At 60.0% G+C, this 22,450-nt stretch carries 19 protein-coding genes; 9 read left to right on the top strand and 10 right to left on the bottom strand.

Going from position 1 to position 22,450, the window contains the following annotated elements; genetic code table 11:
• Positions 1-34 precede the first annotated feature (34 nt).
• The 6 genes from ACUTJJ_RS10820 to ACUTJJ_RS10795 form a co-directional block, all read right to left on the bottom strand.
• A complete protein-coding gene (locus ACUTJJ_RS10820) occupies positions 35-1,012 on the bottom strand; it encodes an ABC transporter permease (RefSeq protein WP_063946929.1) in 978 nt (325 codons plus the stop codon).
• The gene (locus tag ACUTJJ_RS10815) at positions 1,002-2,504 is read right to left on the bottom strand and encodes a sugar ABC transporter ATP-binding protein (protein WP_063946928.1); all 1,503 of its coding nucleotides are present in this window, start codon (positions 2,502-2,504) and stop codon (positions 1,002-1,004) included. The genes ACUTJJ_RS10820 and ACUTJJ_RS10815 overlap by 11 nt, the downstream gene beginning before the upstream one ends.
• Before the next feature lie 71 nt (positions 2,505-2,575).
• On the bottom strand, positions 2,576-3,487 hold the full coding sequence (locus ACUTJJ_RS10810) for an ABC transporter substrate-binding protein (protein WP_003522008.1): 912 nt from the start codon (positions 3,485-3,487) through the stop codon (positions 2,576-2,578).
• A 97-nt stretch (positions 3,488-3,584) separates the two neighbouring features.
• Positions 3,585-4,469 (bottom strand): helix-turn-helix domain-containing protein, encoded by an 885-nt coding sequence (locus ACUTJJ_RS10805; RefSeq protein WP_445542140.1) that lies wholly within the window; start codon positions 4,467-4,469, stop codon positions 3,585-3,587.
• 369 nt (positions 4,470-4,838) lie between these two features.
• The gene (locus ACUTJJ_RS10800; RefSeq protein ID WP_445542123.1) at positions 4,839-5,891 is read right to left on the bottom strand and encodes an NAD(P)-dependent alcohol dehydrogenase; all 1,053 of its coding nucleotides are present in this window, start codon (positions 5,889-5,891) and stop codon (positions 4,839-4,841) included.
• A gap of 246 nt (positions 5,892-6,137) precedes the next feature.
• Complete coding sequence (locus ACUTJJ_RS10795; protein ID WP_404494627.1) at positions 6,138-6,731, bottom strand: TetR/AcrR family transcriptional regulator; 594 nt, start codon at positions 6,729-6,731, stop codon at positions 6,138-6,140.
• A gap of 121 nt (positions 6,732-6,852) precedes the next feature.
• Here ACUTJJ_RS10795 and ACUTJJ_RS10790 point away from each other — a divergent pair, with 121 nt between their 5' ends.
• The 9 genes from ACUTJJ_RS10790 to ACUTJJ_RS10750 all read left to right on the top strand — a co-directional run bounded on the left by ACUTJJ_RS10790 (position 6,853) and on the right by ACUTJJ_RS10750 (position 17,771).
• A complete protein-coding gene (locus ACUTJJ_RS10790; RefSeq protein WP_445542122.1) occupies positions 6,853-8,079 on the top strand; it encodes an MFS transporter in 1,227 nt (408 codons plus the stop codon).
• 502 nt (positions 8,080-8,581) lie between these two features.
• Entirely contained in the window at positions 8,582-10,459 is a 1,878-nt protein-coding gene (locus tag ACUTJJ_RS10785; RefSeq protein ID WP_445542121.1) for a TRAP transporter large permease subunit, read from the top strand.
• 63 nt (positions 10,460-10,522) lie between these two features.
• Entirely contained in the window at positions 10,523-11,533 is a 1,011-nt protein-coding gene (locus tag ACUTJJ_RS10780; protein ID WP_445542120.1) for a TRAP transporter substrate-binding protein, read from the top strand.
• A gap of 75 nt (positions 11,534-11,608) precedes the next feature.
• Positions 11,609-12,412, top strand: a complete 804-nt coding sequence (locus tag ACUTJJ_RS10775; RefSeq protein ID WP_445542119.1) for an SDR family NAD(P)-dependent oxidoreductase — start codon at positions 11,609-11,611, stop codon at positions 12,410-12,412.
• 1 nt (position 12,413) lies between these two features.
• Positions 12,414-13,274 carry an IclR family transcriptional regulator gene (locus ACUTJJ_RS10770; protein ID WP_063946922.1) on the top strand — a complete coding sequence of 287 codons (861 nt, stop codon included), beginning with the start codon at positions 12,414-12,416 and terminating at the stop codon, positions 13,272-13,274.
• Positions 13,271-14,440, top strand: a complete 1,170-nt coding sequence (locus ACUTJJ_RS10765) for an acetyl-CoA acetyltransferase (protein ID WP_445542118.1) — start codon at positions 13,271-13,273, stop codon at positions 14,438-14,440. The genes ACUTJJ_RS10770 and ACUTJJ_RS10765 overlap by 4 nt, the downstream gene beginning before the upstream one ends.
• Positions 14,437-16,077, top strand: coding sequence for an acyl-CoA synthetase (locus tag ACUTJJ_RS10760; RefSeq protein WP_445542117.1), 1,641 nt, complete (start codon positions 14,437-14,439; stop codon positions 16,075-16,077). Before ACUTJJ_RS10765 ends, ACUTJJ_RS10760 begins: the two co-directional genes overlap by 4 nt.
• 30 nt (positions 16,078-16,107) lie before the next feature.
• Positions 16,108-16,887 (top strand): SDR family NAD(P)-dependent oxidoreductase, encoded by a 780-nt coding sequence (locus tag ACUTJJ_RS10755; protein WP_445542116.1) that lies wholly within the window; start codon positions 16,108-16,110, stop codon positions 16,885-16,887.
• Positions 16,888-17,087: 200 nt separating this feature from the next.
• Positions 17,088-17,771, top strand: coding sequence for a DUF296 domain-containing protein (locus tag ACUTJJ_RS10750; protein WP_445542115.1), 684 nt, complete (start codon positions 17,088-17,090; stop codon positions 17,769-17,771).
• 54 nt (positions 17,772-17,825) lie between these two features.
• On the opposite strand, the gene ACUTJJ_RS10745 is transcribed toward ACUTJJ_RS10750, so the two are convergent.
• The 4 genes from ACUTJJ_RS10745 to ACUTJJ_RS10730 all read right to left on the bottom strand — a co-directional run.
• Positions 17,826-18,200: a VOC family protein gene (locus ACUTJJ_RS10745; protein ID WP_209091374.1), complete on the bottom strand. Its 375-nt coding sequence runs from the start codon at positions 18,198-18,200 to the stop codon at positions 17,826-17,828.
• Positions 18,201-18,483: 283 nt separating this feature from the next.
• Positions 18,484-19,752 (bottom strand): serine hydroxymethyltransferase, encoded by a 1,269-nt coding sequence (gene glyA / locus ACUTJJ_RS10740; RefSeq protein ID WP_445542114.1) that lies wholly within the window; start codon positions 19,750-19,752, stop codon positions 18,484-18,486.
• A gap of 17 nt (positions 19,753-19,769) precedes the next feature.
• Complete coding sequence (locus tag ACUTJJ_RS10735; RefSeq protein ID WP_209091372.1) at positions 19,770-20,324, bottom strand: sarcosine oxidase subunit gamma; 555 nt, start codon at positions 20,322-20,324, stop codon at positions 19,770-19,772.
• A gap of 14 nt (positions 20,325-20,338) precedes the next feature.
• A partial coding sequence (locus ACUTJJ_RS10730; RefSeq protein WP_445542113.1) for a glycine cleavage T C-terminal barrel domain-containing protein occupies positions 20,339-22,450 on the bottom strand: 2,112 nt, incomplete at its 5' end.

Below are 22,450 nucleotides of genomic sequence, written 5' to 3'. Positions count from 1 at the left end.
TCTCCTGCGTTTATGAAGATGTTTCCGGGCCGGCTCAACGCCATTCGCGCCCGATATAGATGGCCAGCAGGATGATGCCGCCCTTGATGACATCCTGCAGATAGGGGTTGATGCCCATCAGGTTGAGGCCGTTGTTCAAAATGCCCAGCAGCACCGCGCCGATGAGCGTGCCGAGAATGAGACCTCTGCCGCCGGCAATCGCCGTGCCGCCAAGAACGACGGCCGCGATTGCATCCAGTTCGAAGCCGACGCCTGCATTGGGCTGGCCACTCATAAGGCGACCGGTGAGGATCAGCGCGGCGAAAGCTGCCGTGACGCCGGAGATGCCATAGACGGCAAGCTTGACGCGCTGGGTCTTCACGCCAGAAAGACGGGCCGCCAACTCGTTTCCGCCGAGCGCATAAACGTGGCGACCAAACGCCGTGCGCTGCAACAGTACCCAGGCAATGCCGTAGATCACCACCATGATGACGACAGGGACGGGAACCACACCGATACGGCCGACACCGAACCAGGAAATCCAGCTCGGAATGCCGCTGACGGGGTAGCCGCCGGAATAGATGAGGCCGAGGCCACGCGCCATGCCCATGGTGGCGAGCGTGACAATGATCGCCGGCATCTTGCCCCAGGCGACAAGCGCCCCGTTAAAAATGCCGATGCCCAGACCGATGAACAGGCCGGCCGGCAGCGCAATTGCGGGCGAGAGGCCAGTGTTCACCATGAGGCCGGCAGACAGCGTGCCGATAAGCGCCATGACAGCCCCGACCGACAGGTCAATGCCGCCGGTGAGGATGACGAAGGTCATGCCAACGGCGAGAATGCCGACGACGGAAACCTGCCGCAGGACGTTCATGATGTTGTTGACGCTGAAGAAGTTGTCGCTCGCAAGCCCCATGAGGATGGATACAACAATCAGACCCGCCAGCGGCAGGGCAAGCGGTGAGCGCAGCATGGCACTGAGACTGAAACCGCCCGTTTTCGCGGCAGTGCCGGTGTTTGCATCAAGCGACATGTTCAACTCTCCCGGTGGTGGCGTTTGTCATTATTGTTTCTGAATTGATGTCGTCTCCCTCGACCGTGGCGACGATGCCGCCGGAGCGGAAGACGCAGACCCTGTCGGACATGCCGATCACTTCCGGCAGCTCCGAGGAGATCATGATGATCGAGTAACCCTTGGCGGCGAATTCGCGCATTAGCGAATAGATTTCCGCCTTAGCACCCACATCGATGCCGCGTGTCGGCTCATCGAAGATCAGCACGCGCATATCGTGGTTCAGCCAGCGGGCAATGACGATCTTTTGCTGGTTACCGCCGGACAGGGTATCGACACGGGCATAAGGCCCTTGGGCCTTCACCTGCACTTGCGCCATTGCTTTCGTCGTGTACTCCAGTTCCTTCTTGAGATCGAGGAACCAGTGCGCCTTGCGGTATTTGCCGTAGTTGTTCAGCGAGATATTCTGCAGGATGGAGAAGCTGGTGATCAGTCCCTCCTCCTTGCGGCTCTCAGGCAGCAGGCCAATGCCGCGCATCAGCGCATCATCGGGGCCGGAAAAACGCGTCTCCACACCATCGAGCTTGATCTTGCGACGCGAGGCTGAATGCGCCCCGAGCATGGCGAGAACAGTTTCCGTACGGCCCGAGCCGACAAGCCCGGCAAAACCAAGAATTTCGCCCTTGCGCAGCTCAAAGCGCGAGACAGGGCCGCCCTTTTTCAATTGCAGCTCTTCGACTTCAATCACCTTTGCGGCAGAAGGATCGAGCTGCGGCTTGGGCGGGAAGCTGGCCTCGATGCGCCGGCCGACCATCATCTCCACCAGCCGGTCATTATCGACCTCCGAGGTCAGGCACGAGCCGATCAGCTCGCCATCGCGCAGGACGGTGATGCGGTCGCAAATCTCGAATATTTCTTCGAGGTGGTGCGAAATGAAGATGATTGCCACGCCCTGACGGCGCAACTCACGCATGACCTTGAACAGATGTTCGGTCTCGGAAGGCGTCAGCGTGGCGGTCGGCTCGTCGAGCACGAGAATGCGGGCATCAAGCGACAGCGCCTTGGCGATTTCCACGAACTGCTGCTGGGCGACAGATAGCCGATGCACCGGCACGTCGAGCGGCACATCCACAGCCAGCCGGCTCATGATTTCTGCTGCGCGCTTGCGCATCGCGCCCTTGTTCAGAAGGCGCAGCGGCCCGCGGATTTCGCGAGCAAGGAACATGTTTTCGACGGCGTTGAGATAGGGGATCAGGCTGAATTCCTGAAACACGATGCCGACACCGGCGGCAATCGCCTCATCATAATTGGCGAAGCGGCGATCCTTGCCGTCAATGCGGATCGTTCCTTCGGATGGCTGCAAAATGCCGCACAGGATTTTCATCAGCGTCGATTTGCCGGCGCCGTTTTCGCCCAGAAGCGCATGCACCTCACCGGCGCGCGCCTCAAGGTCGACGCCACGCAGGACTTCGATCTTGCCAAAGCTTTTTCTTATTCCATTCAGTTCCAGCATTTCACCCTCCTCAATGGTCGGGATTTAACCCCGCCCCCATACGAGATGGGGACGGGGTCTGGGAGGAGTTCTTACCAGCTGAACTCGCCGGCGTTCTTGCTGTCGACGACCATAACGTCGATCGGGACTTCCTTCGGCACGACGCGAGCGCCCCACTTCTGGGCGAGCGCCATGGCAAGGCCGACACGAACCTGGTCACGCGGGAACTGCGCGGTGGTTTCGATGAAAGGACCACCCTCGGCAATCGCCTTCACAGCTTCCGGAGCACCGTCTACCGAGGTCAGCTTGATGTCCTTGCCGGAACCCTGGATCGCAGCCAGAGCGCCCATCGCACCGCCGTCATTCACCGAGAAGATACCGGCGAGGTTCGGACGCGACTGGATCATGTTTTCAACGACGCCGAGAGCAACGGAGCGGTCCTGACGGCCGTTCTGCGTATCGACCAGCTTGATCTCGGGGAATTCGGCGAGTGCGGCCTTGCAACCTTCGACGCGCTGAAGGATCGGCACGACCGGGATACCGTCGAGGATCGCGACTTCACCCTTGCCGCCGAGCGCGTCACCGAGATGCTTGCACGATTTGTAGCCCGCGTCACGGTTCTTCGAGCCGACGAAGGTATCGACCGGGCCGTTGGCGTTGGCGTCAACAGCAACGACGATTACGCCGGCAGCCTTGGCAGCGTGAACGGCGGCTTCGATGCCGGCGCTGTCAGTCGGGTTGAGAAGCAGAATGTCGATCTTCTGCTGCAGCATGTCTTCAACGTCAGAAATCTGCTTGGCCACATCGTGGCCGGCATCGGTCACGACAACGTCAGCGCCAATGCTTGCTGCGGCTTCCTTCAGCGCTTCCTGCATCGACACGAAATAGGGGTTGTTCAGCTCCTGGAAGGTCATGCCGATCTTCAGCTTTTCCTGCGCTAGCGCCGGAGCGGCCATCATTGCAATTGCGGCTGTCGCCATCAGAAACTTGGATTTCATTTTCATCTCACTCTTCCTCCCATTAGGAAAGTTGGGGCAACAAGTGCCCGTTTCCGGACAGACCTCTGCCCGAATTCTTAGAAATTGGCGATGTGTCGCTGGTTTACTCCGCCATCACAGCTGCCTTCTGGGCCGCAAAAATGGTTCGGAACCTCGACGGTGACATTCCCTTGAGTTTGAGGAAATGCCGGTTGAAATTGGAAAGGTTGGAGAAGCCAACATCGTAGCAGACCTCCGCCACCTTCACGTCCTGATCCGCCAAAAGCATCTGACAGGCGAGATCAATGCGTAACTGATTGCGATACCGCACCAGCGTCGTACCCGTATGGCGCTTGAAGGCGCGGGAAAAGGCGCTCGGGCTTTGGCCGACCATGTCAGCCAGATCGATCTCTTCAACCTGCTCGGTCAGATGTTCGCGCAGATGCGACAAAGCGCGGTTGATACCGCTATCGCCGATGCCCGTCAGATCAAGCTCGTAGCTAAGGCTTGCCAGCACCTCGGATGTCGGCGCATTGACCAAGAGATCGAGAATTTCCCAGAAAAGCGCCAGACGCGTCAGCCCCTGCGCCTCGATAAGCCGAAGGATCAGCGGACGAACGCGATCGCTGGTCTCATCATCAAACAGAATACCGCGGCGGCTACGGTCCAGCAGGCCGCGCACCACTGCCATCTCGGACATGGAGGCGCAGGCATCCTCGATAAAGCTCTCCGGAAACTGGATCACGAGGGAACGTGTCGGAACGATTTCGTCCGGCTCGATCTCGCTGATCCAGTTCTGGGGGAGATTGGGGCCGGTCATGATGAGCTGACCGGGGCCGAAACGGCCGACGAAATCACCGATATAGAAGGTGCCTGACGTCGCGACGACCAGATGAATTTCATATTCGGGATGATAATGCCAGCGGACGGTACGGAACGGATAGCCATGCCGCCAGGCAGCGAAAGATTCGCCCTTGCGGATGTGCACCAGTTCCAGATCGGGCTGCATCATAGTCCCTCCCACTCATACGTCCGCCGCATTCACGGAGCGGGCCATTCCTCTTTATGGCTCGTCCCAGGCGTTGATGGGAGCATATGGCGTGCGGCATCTCTACATCCACATCACGCCGAAGAAATTGCTGATACTTTTTTGACTCATTTTTGTCGAGAAATGAAGAGTCGCCTGACAGGACTGATTACGGATGTGGCGGCGGCAGCGATTTTTTCGCTCAATTTGCCGTGATGCGCTCAAACAATGCGCAACCGAATAGGATTTCTGGTGAAATTTTCACGTGTGGCCCACCGGATGCCGGCAGGCCACACTCATACTTTTCCGTAACGTCTCTGCCGCTCATTCATCAGCGGCAAGCCATGTCCTTTATTGCGGCATCACGATCTGCAGTTTCACATCGGTTTCGCGCGCTTCCACTGCGCGGTCGAAACCGGCAATGCTGTCTTCGAAGGGAATGGTGGCCGAAATCAGCGGCTTCAGGTCAACCTTGCCGGATGCGATGAGCGCCACGGCGCGGTCATAGACATTGGCATAACGGAATACCGTCTCCACCCGCAGTTCCTTGGCCTGCAGGCCGACAACATCGACCGGAACCGGATCGACCGGCATGCCAACGAGCACGACGGCGCCGCCCGGTCGAGCCAGGGTGGCAACGCCAAGAATGGCTGGCGCTGCCCCGGAGCATTCAAAGACGATGTCGCAGCCCCAACCGTCCGTCGCAGCCGAAACTGCTTCGGCGAGGTTTCGCTCGCGGATGTTGACGGTCTCGATGCCGTCATAGGCGGCGATGATATCCAGCTTCGGCTGAGCGAGGTCGGCTACGATGACCTTGGAGCAACCGCCGGCAAGCGCTGCCAGCGCCACCATCATGCCGATCGGACCTGCGCCCGTGACAGCGGCGATATCACCTGGCTGAATGCGTGCCCGCAGCGCCGCCTGCATACCGATGGCGAAGGGTTCGACCATCGCGCCTTCGGCAAAGGAAACGTTGTCCGGCAGCTTGTACGTGAATGCCGCAGGGTGAACGATTTCCGGTGTCAGGCAACCGTGGATCGGCGGCGTCGCCCAGAAGCGAACGGCAGGATCGACATTATAGATGCCAAGCTTCGATGCCCGCGATGTGGCATCGGGAATACCCGGCTCCATGCAGACACGGTCACCCGCCTTGAGATGGGTGACGTCGGAACCGGTTTCGATCACCGTACCGGACGCTTCATGGCCGAGCACCATGGGCGCGTTGACGACGAAATGGCCGATTTTGCCATGGGTATAATAATGGACGTCAGAGCCGCAGATACCGACCGTATGGGTGCGAATGCGCACATCCTTCGGTCCGAGCTCACCTGAACCGGCCCCACCGGGAATATCAAAGTCCCTGAGCGACAGCTTGCCTTTTTCTTCCAGCACCAGTGCCTTCATCTCATCCTCCGTCGTTTGCGATACGCCTGGCAGCGAATTCCGTAAGCGTGATGGCGTGCAACTTCGGCAAAAGTAAACTTAAATCACCAGGATCGACCCGTTTTTTTGCTGGACGGAAAAACTGTATCGGTAGGCGCGGAATTTCTCATTAATGGCAGGCGAATGAAGTTGTCCGCCGCGACCGGCGCACCTGCGATTCGCCAGGAAAAATCAGGCGTGCCCTATGGAGCAGTTTGCCCGGCCCGTTCAAACTTTTCTGAGCCGCAACCCTTCCAGAAGGGCCCTGAAACTTTCAATCGCCCTTTTCGACGTTGCTTCGGGGGCATCGGAATTGGCGATCCACTGCGCAGCGCTGCTGCTTGCCGCATTGATGAAGCGGGCGCAGGCCTCGGGATCGATATCGCCGATAGTGCCTTCTTCTTGGAGTGCTGCGAGGCTCCGGGCGACGGCGGAAATGCAGCCATTGGCGTTAGGCCAGCGCGAAGGATCACCGAGCACCGCAGGGCCGTCGCGAAACATGATCCGCTGTATCTCCGGCTCGAGAGCCATGCGCACATAACCGAGATTTTCTTCGACAAAGCCCTCCCAGCGGGAGCTGGCCTTTGAGGAAATCTCACAGAGCCTCTTCGTCATTTCCGCGTCGATTTCGGCCACGACTGCCGACAGGAGACCCTTCTTGTCGCCGAAATGATGATAGAGCGCACCGCGCGTCAGACCGGCCTCCGCCGTGAAATCGTCCATGGATGCTTCCGCATAGCCCAAGTTGCCAAAGGCCTTGCGACCGGCAGCCAGCAGCTTTGTCCGCGTCTCGGCGATCATTTCAGTGCGAGGTTTGCGCATTTTTTCTCCATGCCCGACATACGGCACGTATATTAGTTGACATACGCCGCGTATGCAATTACTTCATTCACATACGCCACGTATGTTTGTGGTGGATACCCTCAGAACAAGGTGCATCCCGATGTCCAATCCATACAGCGAAATCTTCCGGGCTCCAGGCGCAAAAAGTTTTTCCGCCGCCGGTTTCTTCGCGCGCCTCCCCATTGCCATGGCCCCGATCGGCATTGTCGCCATGCTGTCTCAAACTCACGGTGAATATTGGCTGGCCGGCGCAGTGTCGGCGACCTTTGCGCTCACAAACGCCGCCGTCTCGCCGCAGATTTCCCGTTTGGTGGATCGCAAGGGACAAAGCGCCGTCCTTATCCCGGCCGTTATAATCTCGGTCATCGCCTTTGCCTTCCTCCTTGCCGCAACAAACCAGAGATGGCCGGTTTGGACGCTCTTCCTTTCCGCCTTTCTTGCAGCTGCCATGCCCAGCATTCCGGCGATGATGCGTGCCCGGTGGACGGAACTCTTTCGCGACCGGCCGGAACTCAACACCGCCTTCGCATTTGAATCTGCGGCGGATGAACTTGTCTACATTGCAGGCGCTTCACTCTCGGTCGGCCTAGCGGTTTCGCTATTTCCAGAGGCTGGCATGATGGTCAGCACAACCTTCCTGGCGCTCGGCAGTCTCGCTTTTCTGCTGCAAAGGTCCACCGAGCCAAAAGTGCGGCCAGCGGAAAGCGGTCGCGCGGAACGGTCAGCCATATTCCTGCGGCCGGTCCAGATCATTACAATTGCGCTTGTTTTCGTCGGCTCCACATTTGCAACCGCCGAGGTAAGCGCGGTTGCAATCACCAAGGAATTGGGCAAGCCGGAAGCCGCCAGCCTCGTTATCGGCGTTTATGCGATCGGGTCCTTCATTGTTGGTCTTGTTCTCGGCGCGCTCAATCCCAAACTGCCACTGCAACGGCAGTTGCTGATCGCCGTCAGCGTGCTTGCGCTCACAGCCCTGCCGTTACTCGTTGCCAACACATCCGTTGCTATTCTGGCCTTTGCCGTCTTCCTCAGCGGCGTTGCCATATCCCCTATCTTCATAACGTCATTTGGCCTCATTGAACGGCGCGTGCCCGAATCGATGCTGACGGAGGGCGTGACCTGGGTGATGACCGGGATTGGCATCGGCATGGCCCTGGGCGCCTTCATCTCCGGCTGGGTGATCGATAAATTTGGGCCTGACAACGGTTTCTGGGTGTCGGTGGCTGCAAGCCTGACAACGGTAGTGATCGTCACGCTCGGTCAGCGCAGCCTCGCCGGGGACCGCGAAAGCCGCAGGTCAGAGGCCACACCAAAACCGGCCGAATAACGACCTCAAAGGGCTTTTTTCATACCGGACCGCCCGCGGGTCTGATGTCGGAACCGTAAAGGTCCGATAGCGGGCCTGCAAGGCGATCCTGCCTCTGGAGATAGGCAAAGCGGCTCATATGTTGGGAACACCAGGAACCGCCTCGCCCGAGTTGCCGATCTATTGAATAGGGGCGCGTCCCGCGCCAAGCTTCTAGTGGCGGTAGCCGAAAGCGTGATCGCTCACACTCCCGAAATATCTTGATCCACCATATGGAGCGTTGTTGAGAGAGAAATTGCTGGGCAAACTGGCTATTTTACGGTTGATTTGATGACACTTCCTCGTTATCTCCAATATGTCGCTTTATGACGGTCCATATTGTGGAGGCAATAAACCGTCGCATCGGACTTTTGGAGGGGTCTGGCCAGTCTGGCAACGATGAGTTCTGATGTCGCGCCGCGGCCTCGTTTCCGTTGCCGGCCATCTTCATTGCGAAGGTTATTCAGTGGGAGAGGAGGCCCCGATGACCATGACTGCAGATGCGAATGACGACGTATTTGTGCTGGATGGTGAGCTGTTGCACAGCGGGCCCGTGACGGGCTCGCGGTTCATGCGACCCATCGAGGCTATCGCCGCAGTACTGCTCGCGACGATGATCGGCCTTCTGCTGCTTGGCGTGGCGTCACGCTACGCACTCCATCTGCCAATCGTCTGGATCGATGAAGCGGCGTCGCTGTGCTTCTTATGGTTTGCCATGCTGGGTGCGGCAATCGCCATCGATCGCAGCGAGCATCTTCGCCTGACGCTCTTCCTCAACATGTTCCCGCAGCGCATCCTGGGTTACATCAACTCTCTCGCCCTGGTGCTGGTGGCGACATTCCTTGCGGCGATCATCAAGCCTGCCATGGAATATGCCATCGAGGAATGGGTAGTAACGTCGGCGGCGCTGAATATTCCGATGACGTTTCGCGCAGCCGCGCTCCCGGTCGGCGCCTGCCTCATGCTGCTTCTGGTCCTCAACAATCTCTTCCGGCGCGAAACCATTCGCGACATCGTCGCTGCGTTTCTAACGGTTGCCGCCGTTTCTGGCCTGCTCTACATGGCTTCCCCGGCATTGGAAAACCTCGGCAACCTCAATCTGGCGATCTTCCTCGGCCTGTTCGTCGCGCTATTTCTGGTCGTGGGCGTGCCGATCGCCTTCTGCTTCGGCCTGGGGACCCTCGCCTACCTTACATTCACCACATGGGTTCCGACCATTGTCATGATCGGGCGGATGGATGAGGGCATGTCGGGTATCATCCTGCTCTCGGTACCGGTTTTTGTGCTGCTGGGATGCGTTCTTGATGCCACCGGTATGGGCCGGGCAATCGTCGAACTGCTGTCGTCCATGTTCGGCCATATCAGGGCCGGCATGTCCTATGTCCTGCTCGGCTCGCTGTTTCTGGTGTCCGGCATTTCCGGTTCCAAGGTTTCCGATATGGCAACCGTAGCCCCGGCGCTCTTTCCAGAAATGAAGCGTCGAGGCCACAAGCCCAAGGAAATGATCGCACTTCTGGCAACCGGCGCGGCCATGGCCGATACGGTTCCGCCTTCTATCGTGCTGATCGTTCTCGGATCTGCGGCGGGTGTATCCATTGCCGGCCTCTTCACCTCCGGCTTCATGATCGCCATGGTGCTACTCCTCGTGCTGGCCGTTCTGGCTCGCTGGAAGGCACGCCATGAAAACATGGACGGTGCAAAGCGCACGCCCTGGCCGCTGGTTGGTAAGGCGGCCCTGATCGCCGCCCCGGCGCTGGTTCTGCCTTTCCTTATCCGCAGCCTTGTCGGCGGCGGTGTGGCGACAGCCACTGAAGTCTCTACCATTGCCGTATTGTACGCCATGATTATCGGCGCAGTGCTCTATGGCGGCATCAGCTTCAAGAAGCTTTATTCGATGCTGGTCGAAACGGCGGCCCTTTCCGGCGCCATCCTGCTGATCCTCGGTTGCGCATCGGCCATGGCCTGGGGGCTGACCCAGAGCGGCTTCGCGTTCCAGCTGACCGCGATGATCACCGATCTTCCGGGCGGCTGGATGACTTACATGGTGGTGTCTATCCTGATTTTCATGATCCTCGGCTGTGTGCTCGAAGGGCTTCCCGCAATCGTCCTGCTCGCGCCGATCATGTTCCCGATTGCCCGTACACTCGGCATCAACGACATCCATTATTCGATGGTGGTGGTGGTTGCCATGAATATCGGCCTGATGGCGCCGCCGATCGGCATCGGCTTCTATATCGCCTGCAAGATCGGCAACGTCTCACCGGACGAGGCAATGGCCGCCATCTGGCCGTACCTTGCGGCGATGGTTGTCGGCCTGCTGCTCATCGCGGCCATTCCGGGCCTGTCGACCATTCTGCTTTGACTTGATTGCGAGCCTGCTCGCGATCCATACGAAACCACTGCTTTATTTTGGGAGGAAAAAGCATTGAATATCAACAGACGTACTATTCTCGCCGGTGCCGGATCCGCCGTTCTGGCGACGGCCTTCGTGTCACGCGCCCGTGCGGCGCAGTATAACTACAAATATGCCAACAACCTGCCCGCCGCGCATCCGATGAACATCCGCGCCAAGGAGGCATCCGACCGCATCGCCAAGGAAACCGACGGACAGGTCAACATCAGTATTTTCCCCAGCAGCCAGCTGGGCGCCGATACGGACGTTCTAAGCCAGGTGCGCTCGGGCGGCGTTGAATTCTTCACGCTGTCGCCTCTGATCCTGTCGACGCTGGTGCCGAACGCCTCCATCAGCGGCATCGGTTTTGCCTTCCCGAACTACGATTCCGTCTGGGCGGCGATGGATGGCGATCTCGGCAGATATGTCCGCGGCGAAATCGCGAAGCAGAATCTCGTTGCGATGGATACGATCTGGGATAACGGTTTCCGCCAGATCACCAGCGCTTCCAAGCCCATCGCCACGCCGGCCGATCTCGAAAGCTTCAAGATCCGCGTGCCGGTGAGCCCACTCTGGACCTCGATGTTCAAGGCCTTCAAGTCGGCCCCTGCCTCGATCAACTTCGCGGAGGTCTATACCGCGCTGCAGACCGGCGTCGTCGATGGTCAGGAAAATCCGCTGGCGATCATTTCCACAGCCAAGCTGTTCGAAGTACAGAAGTTCTGCTCGGTCACGAACCATATGTGGGACGGCTTCTGGTTCCTGGCCAACAAGCGCGCCTGGGAGCGTCTGCCGGATGACCTGCGCACCATCGTTGCCAAGAACCTCAACCAATCAGGCAAGGACGAGCGTGCCGACGTGGCGAAGCTGAATGCTTCCGTGAAGGAAGACCTGATTTCCAAGGGGATGACCTTCAACGACACGGATGCGACGCTCTTCCGCGCCGCCCTGAAAGACGCGGGCTTCTATTCCGAGTGGAAAGGCAAATATGGCGATGAAGCCTGGGCCATTCTTGAAAAGGCTGTCGGCGCAAGCCTGACCTGACACAGCTTGAAAGCAACTGGTCCTGCCCTTGGCAGGGCCAGCCTCCTATGTCTGACGAGTGGAATGGAGACTGTTTTGACAGGTCGCCTGACGGGAAAACGCGCGCTGGTATTCGGCGCAGGATCATCAGGTCCAGGGTTCGGTAATGGCAAGGCTGCAGCCGTGCAGTTTGCCCATGAAGGCGCACGTGTGGCCTGTGTCGATCTTTCCGCCGAAGCCGCCGAAGAAACCGCTGAAACTATCCGCAATGAGGGCTTCGAGGCGATTGCAATTTCTGCCGATGTCACAAATCTCCAGTCGGTCTCAGCCAGCGTCTCCCGCACCTGCGAAACCTTTGGCGGCATTGATATTCTGCACAACAATGTCGGCGTCACGCATATGGGCGGTCCCGTCGAGCTGGACGAGGAGCGCTTTCGCGCCTCTGTCGATCTAAATATCGGCTCGGTTTACCGCACCGCCAAAGCTGTGTTGCCGGTCATGCTTGAGCAGGGTGGCGGCGCCATCGTCAATATCTCCTCGCTCGCTTCCATTCGCTGGACCGGCTATCCCTATTTCGCCTACTACGCCATGAAGGCCGCCGTGAACCAGGCGACTGTGGCGCTTGCGATGCAATACGCCAGGCAGGGTATCCGCGCCAATTGCATTCTTCCGGGCATGATCGATACGCCGCTTATCTACAAGCAGATCAGCAGCCAATATTCCTCCGTCGAAGATATGGTGGCAGCACGCAATGCGGCCGTGCCTGTGGGACGAATGGGAGACGCTTTCGATATTGCCAGAGCGGCCGTATTTCTGGCGTCCGACGAAGCTAAATTCATTACAGGTATCTGTCTGCCGGTCGACGGCGGGCAAAGTTGTGCTGTGGGAGCTTTTTCCTGATATGGGGACGACAATCATCCCGGTTGAAAGTGATCTGACGGGCGCGCGCGCGGTGGATCGGGCCCTGGCGCTGCTCTCCCTGGTCGGCAGGCACGCGGAACGCGGCGCAGCACTTTCAGTCATCGTTACCGAGAGCGGTCTCAACAAGCCGACAGCCCGCCGCCTGTTGCTGGCGTTGATCCGCGCCGGCCTCGTCGAACAGGACGAAGAAACGAGGCGTTATTATCTGGGCGAGGAAGCCTACGTGCTGGGCAGCCTGTCATCGCGCCGTTTCGGCCTGCTGCAGATGGCGCAGGACGGGCTGACGCGGATCTCGCGCCGCACGGAGGATTCGAGCTTCCTTTCCGTGCGTCGGGATACATTTGCGCTTTGCCTTTACCGGGAAGAAGGCACCTGGCCGGTGCGCACCCATGCGCTTCAGGCCGGCTTCGAACATCCGCTCGGCATTGGCGCCGGTTCACTCGCCATGCTGGCGGCGCTTTCCGATGCCGAGGTAGAAAGCGTTATCGCGGCCAATAGCGGGCTGATTGCCGCCAATTATCCCGGGATCACCCTCGAGGGCCTTCGCCGCGACGTCGAAACCACGAGGGCGAATGGCTACTCGCTTAATCCGGGCCTGATCCTCTCAAATTCCTGGGGTATCGGGGTCGCCATCCGCACGCCCGATGGCGCGGTGGCTGGCGCATTGAGCATCGCCGCCGTTGACAGCCGCATGCGGCCGGAGCGCCAACCCGAACTCGCAACGCTGCTACGCGATGAAGTTACCCGCATCGAAACACGCATCGCAGAAATGATGGCCAGCCGCGCCCGAACGCGCGGTGAAGGCGACACGAAACGTCAGATACGGAGAACGAGCAAATGAGCAAAGCACAGATCGTCGGCTGGGCGCATTCGCCTTTCGGCAAGTCGGCCCTCGAAAATACCGAACAGTTGATGGCTTCGGTCGTGGCGCCCGCCATCGAACACGCCGGCGTCGATGCCGGCGATATCGACGGCATTTTTGTTGGCGTCATGAATAACGGCTTCTCAAAACAGGACTTTCAGGGTGCGCTTGTGGCGATGGGTGATGAGCGGCTCGCCTATACGCCGGCAGCGCGGTTCGAAAACGCCTGCTCGACCGGGTCGGCCGCCCTTTATAGCGCCATGGACTTCATCGAAGCCGGGCGCGGTCGCGTTGCGCTTGTCGTCGGCGCCGAAAAGATGACGGCGCTTCCTACTGCCGAGGTCGGCGAAATATTGCTTTCCGCCTGCTACCGTGCAGAAGAGGCCAATATTTCCGGCGGCTTCGCCGGCCAGTTCGGACGCATTGCCCAGGCGTATTTCCAGCGTTACGGCGACCGCTCGGAAGAGCTCGCGATGATCGCCGCCAAAAACCATGCGAACGGCGCGGTCAATCCTTACGCCCATATGCGCAAGGATTTCGGGTTCGACTTCTGCAACACCGTGTCGGACAAAAACCCCTACGTCGCAGCGCCTTTGCGCCGCACCGACTGCTCGCTAATATCAGATGGAGCCGCCGCCATCGTTCTCGCCGACGAGGAAACGGCTGCCACGCTGAACCGCGCGATAGGTTTCAGGGGGCGCAAACATGTCAACGATATCATGGCGCTCAGCCGCCGAGACCCGCTGGCTTTCGAAGGTGCGCGACGCGCCTGGGCGGGCTCGCTCGACCTCGCAGGGGCAACCCTCGACGATCTTTCCTTCGTCGAAACGCACGACTGCTTCACCATAGCAGAGCTTATCGAATACGAGGCGATGGGATTGGCGAAACCCGGCGAAGGCCATCGGGTCGTGCGTGAGGGAACGGCGCTGAAAACCGGGCGCTTGCCGATCAATCCATCGGGAGGTCTGAAATCCAAGGGTCATCCTGTCGGCGCAACAGGCGTCTCGATGCATGTCATGGCAGCCATGCAGTTGGTGGGCGAGGCTGGCGAGATGCAGATCCCCGGCGCCTCCCTGGCCGGCGTATTCAACATGGGTGGCACTGCGGTTGCCAATTATGTCTCGATCATGGAGCGCGTGAAATGACGACACCGAACGCCGTGCAGCATCCTGCGGGCGGGGTCGCGCCTTCAACGACCCGGGTGATGAACCTTTCGCATTTCCTGACACAGGCGGTGCGGCGGAACCCTCACCACATCGGGTTCGTCTGGGGCGAAAAGACGTGGACCTGGGCTCAGATGGAAGCCCGGGTTGATGCCATGGCCCATGCGCTAATCCATGAATTCGGCGTCGCGAAGGGAGACCGCATTCTGGTGCAGTCCTCCAACAACAATCAGATGTTCGAATCCATGTTCGCTTGCTTTCGGGTGGGTGCTGTGTGGGTGCCGACCAATTACCGCCAGTCACCTGATGAGGTCGCCTATCTGGCAAAGGCGAGTGGTGCACGCGGCATGATCTGCGCCAGCGCCTTTCCTGACCATGCACAAGCGAGCCGTGCGGCGGCGGCCATCGACTTCACGATCGCTATCGGACAAGCGGAGTTCGGCGAAGATTATGATGCCATCGTTGATCGCCACCAGGGGATGAGGGTGAAGAGCCAGGCTGTGGATCGCGACGATCCCTGCTGGTTCTTCTTCACGTCAGGCACTACTGGCCGTCCCAAAGCCGCTGTTTTGACGCATGGCCAGATGGCTTTCGTCATCACCAACCACCTTTGCGATCTGATGCCCGCTACCGGGCCGGATGACGCCTCCATCGTCGTCGCCCCGCTTTCCCACGGCGCGGGTGTCCATCAATTGGTGCAGGTGGCGCACGGCGTGAAAACCGTCCTACCGGCGTCGGAAAAACTCGATGTTGCGGCGGTATGGGCACTGATCGAGAAGTGGCGTGTCACCAATGCCTTCACGGTGCCGACCATTCTCAAAATGCTGATCGAGGACCCGTCCGTCGATCAATACGATCATTCCTCGCTGCGCTACGTCATCTATGCCGGCGCCCCGATGTATCGCGCTGATCAGAAACGGGCACTCGCCAAGCTCGGCCCGGTGCTGGTGCAATATTTCGGGCTGGGTGAGGTCACCGGAAACATCACCGTGCTGCCTCCTTCCTTCCATAGCGCCGAAGACGGTCCGCAAGCGCGCATCGGCACCTGCGGATTCGACCGTACCGGCATGGAAGTGCAAATCCAGAACGACGCGGGCGAGGAGGTTGGCGCGGGCGAAACCGGCGAGATTTGCGTTATCGGTCCCGCTGTCTTCGCCGGTTATTACGAAAACCCGGAGGCGAATGCGAAGGCCTTCCGCAATGGCTGGTTCCGCACCGGCGACCTTGGCCACCGTGATGAAAACGGCTTCGTTTACATTACTGGTCGCGCCTCCGACATGTATATTTCCGGCGGCTCGAACATCTACCCACGGGAAATCGAAGAAAAAATCCTCATGCATCCCGATATCAGTGAAACCGCAGTTCTAGGCGTGCCGGATGCGGTGTGGGGCGAGGTGGGCCTTGCCGTCTGTGTTGCGCGGGACGGTGCCGATATCGGCGGCATCGACCTCAAGGCCTATCTCGAGGGCAAGATGGCCCGTTACAAGCTACCAAAGACCGTGGTTTTCTGGGAGGCCATGCCAAAATCCGCCTATGGCAAGATTACCAAGAAGATGATCCGCGAAGAACTGGAAAAGCGTGGCCAACTGCCGGTCTTCGACGAAAAGCGGACAGGCTGACAGCACGACATTCAACCGGGAGGAGACGGTATGACGCAGCAGACGACAGGGATAAAGGGGGCGGTTGCAATTACCGGCGGTGCATCCGGTATAGGCCTCTCTACCGCGCAGCTTCTGATGGCGCGCGGATGGCAGCCATGGCTGCTGGACCTCAAGCGCGACGCTCTGGATGCGGCCTGTGAAAAGCTGGGTTTGGAGCCCTCGCGTGGCATCGTCTGCAATGTAGCGGAGGAGGCTTCGATTGAACAGGCTTTCGCTGCTTTGACCGCAGGCATGTCAAGTCGGTCATTCGATCTGGTCGCCGTCGTCAATAGCGCCGGCATCGGCATCGACAAGCTCTCCGTCGACACCAGCGTCGAGGAATTCCGACGTATTATCGACGTCAATCTCGTCGGCAGCTTCGCAGTGGCGCGAACCGCGGCGCGATATTGGCTGGAACGAGAGCTTGGCGGCTCCATCGTCAATATCAGCTCCGTCTCCGGCATGTGCGGCAATCGCGGTCGCAGCGCCTATGGCGCATCGAAAGGCGGCGTCAATCTTCTGACGATGGTCATGGCAAACGAGCTGGGCCAATCCGGCATTCGCGTTAACGCGATTGCGCCCGGACCCGTCGACACCCCCCTCACCCAGGCCGTTCATACGGAAAACGTCCGCACCCAATGGCATAGCCGCGTTCCCATGCACCGCTATGGCCGGACGGACGAAATTGCCTCCGCCGTCGCGTTCCTCGTGTCGGATGATGCAAGCTATGTCAACGGACAGGTGCTTGCTGTCGATGGCGGCTTCATAACGGCCGGGCTCGCCGTATGACTGGGATGGACACGGTGGAGCTCCCCCGTCGCATCGTCCATCCCGGACCCGCAACGGCCGAGCGGTTTCGTGCCATTGGATGCCATGCCCATTCCGTCACTCTGACGGCGAAGCCTGGAATATCCGTCAATCAGGCAATTGCCGAAGCCTTTGAGGAACAGGGTTTCGAAGGCGGTTATGTCTGGCTAAAAAACGTGCCAATGAAGCAGTTGAACTACGTCATGCCCGCCGCCTCACCCGATGGTGCCCATGCCGCTTGGTACAGCGAAACCTTTTCCATGCCCGGAGGAATAATCAATGACGCGGGCCTGCATATGGGCCGGCGAGACGGTGCGCCGTTCCTGCACTGCCACGGTTCATGGCAATCCGCCGAGGGAATTGTTTCCATGGGACATCTATTGCCTTTGGAAGCACAATTCGCCCACGAAACCGCGCTTGAGGCACTTGCCCTCGATGGCGCAATCCTCGATGTGCAAAAGGACGAGGAAACCAACTTTCCACTTTTTACACCCGTTGCCAGACCGCGTTGTCGCACCACGTCAGGACTGCGGGCAATCTTATGTACCGTACGGCCAAACACAGATATCTGCATGGCCCTTGAAGCGGCTTCTTCCCAGTTCGGTCTGCACGAGGTCGATATCAACGGCATCGGCAGCCTGATCGGTGCGGATTACGAGGACGGGACGAGCCTGACCGCTTTTGCCAGCGAAATACTTATCCGTAATGGCTCTATAGATCCCTCCGTCGGCGGAGGACAGCAGGCAATGCTGGATATCGCAATGGTGGACCTCACCAAACACATCAGTGGTGGGCGGCTCGTCCGCGGCAAAAATCCGGTCTGCGTCACCTTTGAACTGCTCCTGACCGAAAGGCAGCGAGTTTGATCTGCGTTAAGCCGGTTTGTTTACAGCCGCCCGCAGGTCACGGTGCGCGCCGGCTTATCGCGTTGACGCTGTCCTGGCCGTCAACTTGTTTCCATCAGGATCGCGGAGATAGGCGACAAACGCGCCGTTCGGCCGTTCCGCCGGCGGGGTTTCAATCGACGTGCCGCCATGTGCGACGCCGGCTGCATGCCATGCAAGCACATGGTCAGGAGTTGTCACCGCGATGCCGATCGTTCCTCCATTGGCTGCGGTTGCCGGTTTTCCATCAATCGGGGTCGTGATCATAAGCCGCCCGCCTTCGTGGAGGTAGATCAGCCGCCCTCTCGCATCCACCTGACCGGCCTTGCCGCCGAGGGCAACAAAGGTGGCATCGTAGAAATTTTTGGAGCGCTGGAGGTCGTTGCTGCCAATCATAACATGGGTGAACATGTTTATCTCCTCACGGATGGAAACTGGTGTTGCCTGCCGTATAACGGGCGATTGACAATTAAAGGGCCGACAGGCGATGTGCCAAGCACTTTGTTACAGTTTCACAATCAGAAGCGATTAAGTCTTGCCGTGGCCCACACGCAGCAACTAACGCCGGTAAGCGACATGCCCTGCCAGATGCCCGAAAGTGCAAGGCAGAGCAAATACCTTATCGTTCAAAAAGCGCCGATCCCACTTTGGGACTAACGCACCAGCCTGACTCTACGCAGACTGGTGCGCCCGATCACGAAACATAAATCGGAAAAGCGTCGCAAAGGGCGGCAACCTCTGCCCGCACGTCGGCCTCGACTGCGATGTCACCTTCCGCATTCACGGCCAGCGCATCGATGACGCGCAGAATCATCATGCCGATTTTTTCGAATTCAGCCACACCGAAGCCGCGCGTCGTGCCGGCCGAGCTGCCGAGGCGGATGCCGGACGTGATGAAAGGCTTTTCCGGATCGTTCGGAATGGCGTTCTTGTTGCAGGTCAACCCCGCTCGCTCCAGGGCGATCTCGGCCACTTTGCCGGTCACGCCTTTCGGGCGCAGATCGACCAGCACCATGTGGCTATCCGTGCCGCCAGAGACGATGCCGAGGCCGCCATCCTTCAGGACCTTGGCCAGTGCCTGCGCATTGGCGATCACCCGACCGGCGTAGTCGGAAAATTCGGGCCGCAGCGCCTCGCCGAAGGCAACCGCCTTGGCGGCGATGACATGCATCAACGGGCCGCCCTGATTGCCGGGGAAAACGGCCGAGTTCAGCTTCTTGGCAAGATCGGCGTCATTGGTCAGGATCACGCCGCCGCGTGGGCCGCGCAGGGTCTTGTGGGTGGTCGAGGTGACGACATGGGCGTGCGGCACCGGGTTCGGATATTTGCCGCCGGCGATCAACCCGGCATAATGGGCCATGTCGACCATCAGATAGGCGCCGACTTCATCGGCGATCTTGCGGAAACCTGCAAAATCGATCTGGCGCGGATAGGCGGAGGCGCCCGCTATGATCAACTTCGGCTTCGTTTCCAGCGCTTTCTCGCGCACCTTGTCCATGTCGATCAGGTGGGTTTCGGGGTTAACCTCATAAGAAACGACATCGAACCACTTGCCGGACATCGTTACCGGCGAGCCGTGGGTGAGGTGGCCGCCATGGGCGAGCGAAAGCCCCATGATGCGGTCGCCCGGCTGCAGCAGCGCCAGGAACACGGCCTGATTGGCCTGCGCGCCGGAATGCGGCTGCACATTGGCGAATTCCGCGCCGAAGAGCTGCTTCAGCCGGTCGATGGCGACCTGTTCGACCTTGTCGACGAATTCGCAGCCGCCATAATAACGCTTGCCGGGATAGCCCTCGGCATATTTGTTGGTCAGAACCGAGCCTTGAGCGGCCAGAACATCGGCGGACACGATGTTCTCCGAGGCGATCAGCTCGATCTGCGTCTTCTGGCGGTCGAGTTCCTCGGCGATGGCCTCGGCGATCACCGTGTCCGAAACGGTATCGTGTGGCAAGCGGTTGAGCATGGTTTTCTCCTCCAGGATCAGGCGATATCGGCGGCAAGTTCCTTGCAGCCAGTTTCAAGCAAATGGCCGAGATGCGACACGAAGCTGTTCCAGACATCCATGCGGAAGCGATTTTCCGCATCGCGCCACAGCACCACGGTCACGCCGTCGAAGATCGTCCGGCGGCCCTCGCCGACGGCAATGGTCTCGATGTCGCGGGCGCAGCCGAGCGTCAGCAGTTCGGCAGCCTGCGGCCCCTCGATCAGCAGCGTCACCTCGCGCCCGGAAATATCGACGAGACTGTGCGGATGGCTGGCGTAAATGCCGGCGCAGGCGGCGATCAGCCGGCCGGTTTCGGTGATCGGCGCAAGGATGGTCCATTCATCCGGGCCAAGCCGCAGCGTTTCGGTTTCGCCGGAAGCGGCGCGGGCGCCGATCCGCTCGGGCAAGGTCAAGCCAAGGGCGGCGTTAAGCGGGGCCAGATCGCCGCGCGCCCTGAGCGACAACCGCGCCGGCGCGGCCAAGACGCTGACCTTGGCGGCTTTGCTCTCGGCCAGTACGCCTGGAACGGGGGAGGAAACGCGCATGTTCATTGTCATCTCCAACTTCAGATTTTCAGGCGGGTGTTTTCGGGATCGACAAAGACCATCCCGGTGATTTTCGCGGCGATCGTACGGTCCAGCATCGGAATATAGACGGTCTCGCCCATCCGCTCATGCCCGCCTTCGACAAGGGCGAGCGCGATCGGCTGGCCAACGGCGTCCGAATGATAGGACGAGGTCACATGCCCCACCATTTTCATCGGGATCGGCTGTTTGGGATCGAAGACGATCTGCGCGCCCTCCTCCAGCTTGGAGCGATCTTCCGTCAGAAGGCCGACGAGATGGCGGCGGCCCTTGGCGACGAGATCGGGACGGGCAAGGCCGCGCTTGCCGACGAAATCGGGCTTTGATTTGCCGACCGCCCATCCCATCGCAGCGTCATAGGGCGTGACCGTGCCGTCGGTATCCTGCCCGACGATGATATAGCCCTTTTCGGCGCGAAGAACGTGCATGGTCTCCGTGCCGTAAGGCGTGATGTCATATTGCCGGCCGGCCTCCCAGAGGATTTCCCACAGCTTGCGGCCGAGAGGTGCCGGCACGTTGATCTCGAAGCCGATCTCGCCGGTGAAGCTGACGCGGAACAGCCGCGCCGGCATGCCGGCGACCGTGCATTCCACGCAGGACATATGCGGGAAGGTCTCTTCCGTCAGCTCGACGCCTTCCACCAGCGGCGAAAGCAGCTTGGCCGCATTCGGACCGTTGAGAGCGATGGTGGACCATTGTTCGGTGGTCGAGGTCAGCCAGACCTTGAGATCGGGCCATTCGGTCTGGAGATAATCCTCCATCATGTTCAGTACGCGGGCGGCGCCGCCTGTCGTGGTGGTGACGTGGAAACGGTCCTCGGTCATGCGGCCAATGACGCCGTCGTCGCGGATGAAGCCGTCGTCGCCGAGCAGCAGGCCGTAGCGGCAGCGGCCGGGCGCGAGCTTCGTCCAGGGATTGGTATACATGCGGTTCATGAACTCGACCGCATCGGGACCGACCACCTCGATCTTGCCGAGCGTCGAGGCGTCGAAAATACCGAGGCTCTGGCGCACCGCCCGGCATTCGCGGCCGACCGCCGCGTCCATGTCTTCGCCGGGCTTCGGAAAATACCAGGCGCGACGCCATTGCCCGACCGGCTCATAGACCGCGCCATGGGCCTCGGCCCAACCGTCGATCTGCGTCTTGCGTGTCACCTCGAAATGCGCGCCACGGTGGTAACCCGCAAAAGCGCCGAAGGTCGTCGGCGTATAGGGCGGACGGAAGGTGGTGAGACCCACGTCCGGCTGGCGCTTGCCCAGAGCCTGTGCCGCGATGTTCAGGCCGTTGATGTTGGACATCTTGCCCTGATCGGTCGCCATGCCGTTGGTCGTATAGCGTTTCACATGCTCGATGGAGCGCATGCCCTCGCGCACGGCAAGCCGCAAGTCCTTGGCCGTCACGTCGTTCTGGTAATCAACGAAGGCCTTGGCCTTGCCGGCGTCGCGGTCGCTCGGCAGTTCCGTGTGGGAGACACCGCTGCCGGGACGATCGTGTTCCACCGCCTGGCTGGAGGCATTGGTGGTCTTGCCAAGCGCCGCGACGATTTCGCGACCGCGCTCCGCGCCGTCCTTTAGCGCGGCCTCGATGCCCCACAGCCCGCGCCCGGCGCCGGCGATCACGCAATCCTCGTTCGTCATGGCGGGCAGGAAAGTGGTCCGCTCATTATCCCAGGCGAGCTTGCCCTGCGTGTGGGAGAAGAGATGCAGAGACGGCGTCCAGCCGCCCGACATCAGCACGGCGTCGCAGGCAATCTCTTGTCCCGCAGCGACTGTCGAGCCATTCACCGGATTGACGCGGACCGACTTGACGCGCAGCCGTCCCGACGTCGCCGTGACGGTATGCGACAGCCTGACCGGAATGCCGAGCGCGCGCGCCTCGTTCACCAGGTCCTCGCGCACTTTGTCGCGGGTATCGACAATCGCCTGAACGCGGGCGCCGGCACCGTGAAGATCGAAAGCCGCATACCAAGCGCTGTCATGGCTCGTCACCACCACCGGGCGATTGCCGGCCTTGACGCCGTAGCGGTTGAGATAGGTCTGGGCAGCGCCCGCCAGCATCACGCCCGGCCGGTCGTTGCCGTGAAAAATCAGCGG

The organism is Agrobacterium sp. DKPNP3 (assembly GCF_052686535.1).
Note: the sequence above shows the minus strand (reverse complement) of the source record. Positions and strands in the feature narration are given on the sequence as shown.